The sequence below is a fragment of the Arachidicoccus sp. genome (assembly GCF_050436765.1).
Classification (GTDB): Bacteria; Bacteroidota; Bacteroidia; order Chitinophagales; family Chitinophagaceae; genus Arachidicoccus.
In genome coordinates this window covers 1-5594 of record NZ_JBNQGD010000403.1, presented here as the reverse complement: position 1 = coordinate 5594, position 5594 = coordinate 1, and the positions used below count along the sequence as shown (strand labels likewise).

Sequence of the window (5594 nt, the reverse complement as noted above, 5' to 3'; positions counted from 1 at the left end):
TCTAGCATGTGCCAGTTAAGAGGTACTGCTTTAATTTTTTGAGCATGACTTTGAGTAGTCATGAAAGCAATACATAATAATAGTAATAATATTTTCTTCATCTACGTAATTGTTTAAACCGCAATATAGCTAAATTATGGATTATCTATGTTAAGTATAATAGAATGATGAAGAAGGGGAATATTGAAGCTAAACAGGCCATTTGACTTACTTTTGCAAAAAACCTGTATGTACGATATTTTTTTGCAGCAACAAGATACTATTGTAGCAATTGCTACGGCACAAGGTATAGGAGCCATTAGTGTCATACGCATAAGCGGCACCCGCGCCATTGAAATCACTAACCGTCTTTTTGCTTCTAAAGATCTAAATAAAGTGCCTTCTCATACGTTGCATTTTGGATTATTGAAATATAAGGGGGAAGTGATAGATGAAGTGGTACTTTCTTTATTTAAAAATCCACACTCATACACAGGTGAAGATGTAATAGAAATTTCTTGCCATGGATCGCAATATATACAGCAAGAAATCATACAAGCATACTTTGATGAAGGAGCAAGAATGGCTCTGCCGGGCGAGTTTACACAACGTGCTTTTTTCAATGGGAAAATGGACTTAGCGCAAGCAGAAGCAGTGGCTGATTTGATAGCTTCAAACAGTAAAGCCGCACAACAAACCGCATTGAAACAATTGCGTGGAGGGTTTTCTAACGATTTGAAAATTTTGCGTGACGAGTTAATTTCTTTTGCTGCTTTGATCGAATTGGAGTTAGATTTTTCTGAAGAAGATGTGGAATTTGCAGATAGAGCGAAGTTTAAATTACTTATTCAACAAATAAAAACTGCTGTCAATAAATTGCTTCAATCTTTTAAATTAGGGAACGTAATTAAGAATGGAGTAAGTGTTGCTATCATTGGTAAACCCAACGCGGGGAAGTCTACATTACTTAATGCCTTGCTCAATGAAGAACGTGCCATTGTAAGCGATATTGCCGGTACTACCCGCGATAGTATTGAAGAAACGCTTAACATTAATGGTATATTTTTCAGATTGATTGATACTGCGGGAATTCGCGAACACTCTACTGATAGTATTGAAAATTTGGGAATAGAAAGAAGTAAACAAAATGCAGAAAGAGCAAGAATTATACTGCATATCATTGACCTTACAGATGATGATCGTTCTATTTTAAATTGGCTGAGCATATATGAAGACAAGACCATCACAGTCTATAATAAAGCTGATATTCAAAGTGTAGAGAATAATGTTTCTGTTTTAAGTAATCAAATGTTTATTTCTGCGAAAAACAGAGAAGGTATGGATGCATTAAAAGATTTAATGTTTCAAAAAGTGGTAGGCGAAAATATTAATACCGAAAATACTATTATTACCAACGCTCGTCACGCAGCTGCCTTAGAAAAGATTTCAGCCTCTTTAAAAGATATTGAAGAGGGAATGGACAATGATGTTTCAGGTGATTTTTTGGCTATTGATATTCGTCATTGCCTACATTATCTTGGAGAAATTACTGGACAGATTGAAGTGGATAAAGATATACTTGGGACTATTTTTGGAAAATTCTGTATTGGCAAATAATTTTAGTTTCGTAACTCAGTTGATTTCTAAAGTTGCTAAATATCAAATCTAGGATTTCTCTATGATACCTTACATACCTAGGCCTCGACTTCGTCGATATTTAATCACTTTTTCAGTTTCTTTAAACCTAAGACCAAGATTTTTTGCAAGAGCTTTTACTTTAGGTATCCATCTTTGTTTGAGTACAGGAAGTGGCATTATAATACCAGAGCCATCAATAAACTCTACGCGGTTACCTGCAACACTTTTATCCCCAGCTTTATTAAAATCTCCAAGAGCTGAAAGATCTGTTGTTAAATCTTCTTTGGGCCTATGAACTGGTAGATTGAAAATATTGTCATCAGCGCCTGGAACAAATTGTTTGTGCCTTTCCTTGAGAGCATTATATATTTTGTCCAATCCATGCTTTTCAGAAAGTAAATATAAATCGTAAAAATCTTTTTGCTCTCCTCTGTTTGCAGCTGCCAATAACTTCAGGCTAGCGATATCTAAATCATGTATCATTCGAATTCCATCATGCGTAATTTCTGGTTGGTACAGCATTTTTATATTCTGTATGATCTCAATTTTAATGTACTCATTATTATGATTAATGCCACATCTTATAAACGAAAGATTTTCTGAATCTCGATTTTGTAAACTCGCTTCTATTCCATGGTCTGCAAAATTTTCTCTTAGTTTATTCAGAATCTCGTTCATTTTTTGGATTCCAACAACACCAGATGAGAATAGGTCAATATCGACAGAAACTCTGTGGTTATATTTAATTGCCAAATTTGTTCCGCCTCCGAGATAGAAGTCTGAAAGCGCAGGCTCATCCATAAGTTCTATTATAACCTCACGTAAAATTTGAGATACTGCGATTTTCACGAAAACAATTTAAAGATTTGGAATATATTGTTTGAAGGATTTCGGATCCATCCCATATCGGTTGGCAATAAATCTGATGGACTCATTGCCTCGAATAGACCTACTAGATTTTGCTACATTTATAATATCTTGCCTAGAAAACATTTTGTCGAGTTGTTCCAAATATTTTGGATTTTCCATACTGCCTGACAATACCCGATCAATAATGAAGAACTTATCCTCCTTGATAGAAAGTTTCCCCATATCAACATCCCAAAACATCCACTTCTGGAAGTTAGATTTGATGTCGTTTTTTCTAGGGACAACAGGTTTATGATGTAAGATATTAAGGTTCATAACTATTTAAAATTCAACCACTACAAATATAAAGAAAATTCTGATAATCAAAAAATTGGCTCAATTCCCGATTGAGCCATAATCTTTGGAAATGATTATTTTTCGATCAGATAAACACACCTTTTTTAATGATTGACTTGATAATTAATCAGTTGGACGGTAGCCTGTGGGAATAGTAAAATGTTGGTGATTATTGTTTAGCCCTATTAACTATGAAAATTGGCATAGTATTTAGTTATGCTAAAATATCTGAAAATATTTTTACACCTAATTTACACCAGTATTGTCGTAAGTGTACTGATAATCAATATAGTTGAACTTACTGTATTGGCAAATAAAATGCTAATATCGGAAATCAACGGAAAGTAAAAGCGTGAACAATTGAACCGTTTTGGCTGAAGCTAAAAAAATATCTAGCTTCCGGTTGAGTACCGGGCACAAGGTCAGAGCTTAGAAGAGGTGCAAATTGCCTCTACCTTAAAATCAAAACAAATCTGTTGTCTAAACAATTGGGTGAACCATTTATTGACCTGCACCATTATGTAGAAGCTGGTTCATGTATCTACTGTTTAGAGGTTTAATTGCGGAGAATAATCGGCCTTATCTCTGTATATAATGCGGAGATTAATTTTAAGATGCGGAGATTAATGGCTATATTTGCCGTATAATTTGCGGAGAATGTATATCCATCAACTAAAAAAATGGCCAGAATTTACTTGGGATACTGATGAAATAACGTCGTTATTGGCATCCGTCCATTTTAAGCAAGGCAAGCTATTGGGCTATATCGAGCATTTGAGCTTTGCTTTAAAAGCAGAAGCTGTGTTACTGACCTTGACGCAAGATGTTATGAAATCTAGTGAAATCGAAGGAGAAATATTGGATATTGATCAGGTACGGTCATCCATTGCTCGTCGACTTGGGTTAGATATTGCTGGACTAGTGGCTTCAGATAGGGATGTGGATGGAGTAGTGGAGATGATGCTTGACGCTACTCAGCGATATGATAGCACACTCGATAAAGAGCGTTTGTTTGGCTGGCATGCTGCATTATTTCCCACTGGTCGTAGTAGCATGTATCGAATTGTCGTAGGCGATTGGAGGAAGAATACCAAGGATGATCCTATGCAGGTAGTATCAGGTGTCATGGGAAGAGAGAAAGTGCATTTCCAGGCACCAGACAGTGAACAAGTGCCAATTGAAATGGAGCGTTTTGTAAAATGGTTCAATAGTGATGACGTTATAGATCCAATTTTAAAGGCAGCTATTGCTCATCTTTGGTTTGTCACTATTCATCCTTTCGAGGATGGTAATGGACGCATATCACGGGCGATTGCTGATATGCAATTGGCAAGAGCGGACGGCACTCCCGGACGTTTTTACAGCATGTCTTCTCAAATTCGCCAAGAGCGTAAACAGTATTATTCGATATTGGAGAAAACTCAATCCGGTGATTTGGATATAACAACATGGTTAACTTGGTTTCTCGCATGTTTGGGGCGTTCAATTGATGCATCTGACGTAATACTGGCTTCGGTAATGCGCAAGGCTAAACTTTGGATGATGCCGGTTGCGCAGAAGTTTAATGATCGGCAACGTATGTTGTTGAATAAGTTGATGGACGGCTTTGAAGGTAAGCTAACCTCTTCTAAATGGGCTAAGATTGCCAAGTGTTCACAAGATACGGCAACTCGTGACATACAAGATTTAATATTAAAGGGGATATTGGTCAAGGACGAGGCAGGGGGCCGGAGTACCAGTTATTCACTCAATGTATAAAATTGACTTTTTATTTGGCCTTGGACAATATATAGATTAGCGGTGTTAATTATTATTTTTACGAGAGTGTTACTCACAAAAATGAGATGGACTAGCGATAAGAATATTTTTTAGTTATGTTGTCGATTAAAGTTAGTTAAAATTATAAAATTGCTAAAATTCTAGTCGATGCTGTTACACCTATACTACACCTCATTTATTGTAATTAGTTGATAATTAGTATAGTTGAATTTACTGTATTGGCAAATAATTGATAATCATCTAATTATATGCATATTCTAAAAATATCTCACAATTGATGATTAAATATGTGAGCCCTACGGTTGCCTCCACTTTTAGACGGCTGGTTTGGTTTTATGATAAGCAGATCGATTCTTGATAAACTCCTCTGCTGATACTTCAATAATTTTATTATCTTTCATGATAATAAGTGGGCTGTTCTTTTGTTTTTTAAATTCCAAAAGTCTTTGAAATGCTAATTCAAGCCCACGTTGAAGTTTTTGTTGTAAATCTTCCTGGGTATTATTGTCCATATTGACGCTATTGTATAATAAATTTATAAATTTTCTCATTTAGTATTTTCATAGAACCGTTTAATTCTTTTTCTGCGACCGGATCATTATTCCCTTCGGTATTATCATAAATAAATGCTTGATCCACAACTGGTAAATATAAGTCTTTTAAGTTTTTAATTCCTTTTAAATATCGCCTTTTAATAATTTCTGACTCTATAAAGTGCCCTCCTTCCGCAACTCTGTTTCTGACTCGTTTAATAGCTAAATCAACAGAATGCAACCAAAAGAATAACATAATTACGGAATAACCTTTTCCTTTGGCCTCCAAGATTTTATTTTTATAACTTCTTGTTGCTAAAGTGGTCTCAAAAGCAAAATTTTCATTTTCTTCAATAAGTTCATTTATTCTGTTTAGCATGATCCGGCCTGCTTCCAACGCAACCTTTTCAGGCTGAAAAGGAGAGAGGCCACGAGCTTTCGTCTGCATTGATAAATTCT

6 protein-coding genes are annotated in these 5594 nt (G+C 35.5%); 2 read left to right on the top strand and 4 right to left on the bottom strand.

Annotation, left to right across the window (positions count from 1 at the left end):
• Window positions 1–228: 228 nt before the first annotated feature.
• On the top strand, window positions 229–1596 hold the full coding sequence (gene mnmE, locus ACQR30_RS16750) for a tRNA uridine-5-carboxymethylaminomethyl(34) synthesis GTPase MnmE (protein ID WP_429736906.1): 1368 nt from the start codon (window positions 229–231) through the stop codon (window positions 1594–1596).
• A gap of 69 nt (window positions 1597–1665) precedes the next feature.
• Here the strand turns inward: mnmE and ACQR30_RS16745 are convergent, their stop codons facing one another.
• Window positions 1666–2466 carry a nucleotidyl transferase AbiEii/AbiGii toxin family protein gene (locus ACQR30_RS16745; RefSeq protein ID WP_429736905.1) on the bottom strand — a complete coding sequence of 267 codons (801 nt, stop codon included), beginning with the start codon at window positions 2464–2466 and terminating at the stop codon, window positions 1666–1668.
• A 9-nt stretch (window positions 2467–2475) separates the two neighbouring features.
• Window positions 2476–2802: a DUF6922 domain-containing protein gene (locus tag ACQR30_RS16740; RefSeq protein WP_429736904.1), complete on the bottom strand. Its 327-nt coding sequence runs from the start codon at window positions 2800–2802 to the stop codon at window positions 2476–2478.
• 678 nt (window positions 2803–3480) lie between these two features.
• On the opposite strand from ACQR30_RS16740, the gene ACQR30_RS16735 reads away from it, so the two are divergent.
• Window positions 3481–4581, top strand: coding sequence for a Fic family protein (locus ACQR30_RS16735; RefSeq protein WP_429736903.1), 1101 nt, complete (start codon window positions 3481–3483; stop codon window positions 4579–4581).
• 335 nt (window positions 4582–4916) lie between these two features.
• Here the strand turns inward: ACQR30_RS16735 and ACQR30_RS16730 are convergent, their stop codons facing one another.
• Both ACQR30_RS16730 and ACQR30_RS16725 read right to left on the bottom strand, forming a co-directional pair.
• The gene (locus ACQR30_RS16730; protein WP_429736902.1) at window positions 4917–5114 is read right to left on the bottom strand and encodes a hypothetical protein; all 198 of its coding nucleotides are present in this window, start codon (window positions 5112–5114) and stop codon (window positions 4917–4919) included.
• Window positions 5115–5121: 7 nt separating this feature from the next.
• A partial coding sequence (locus ACQR30_RS16725) for a zeta toxin family protein (RefSeq protein WP_429736901.1) occupies window positions 5122–5594 on the bottom strand: 473 nt, incomplete at its 5' end.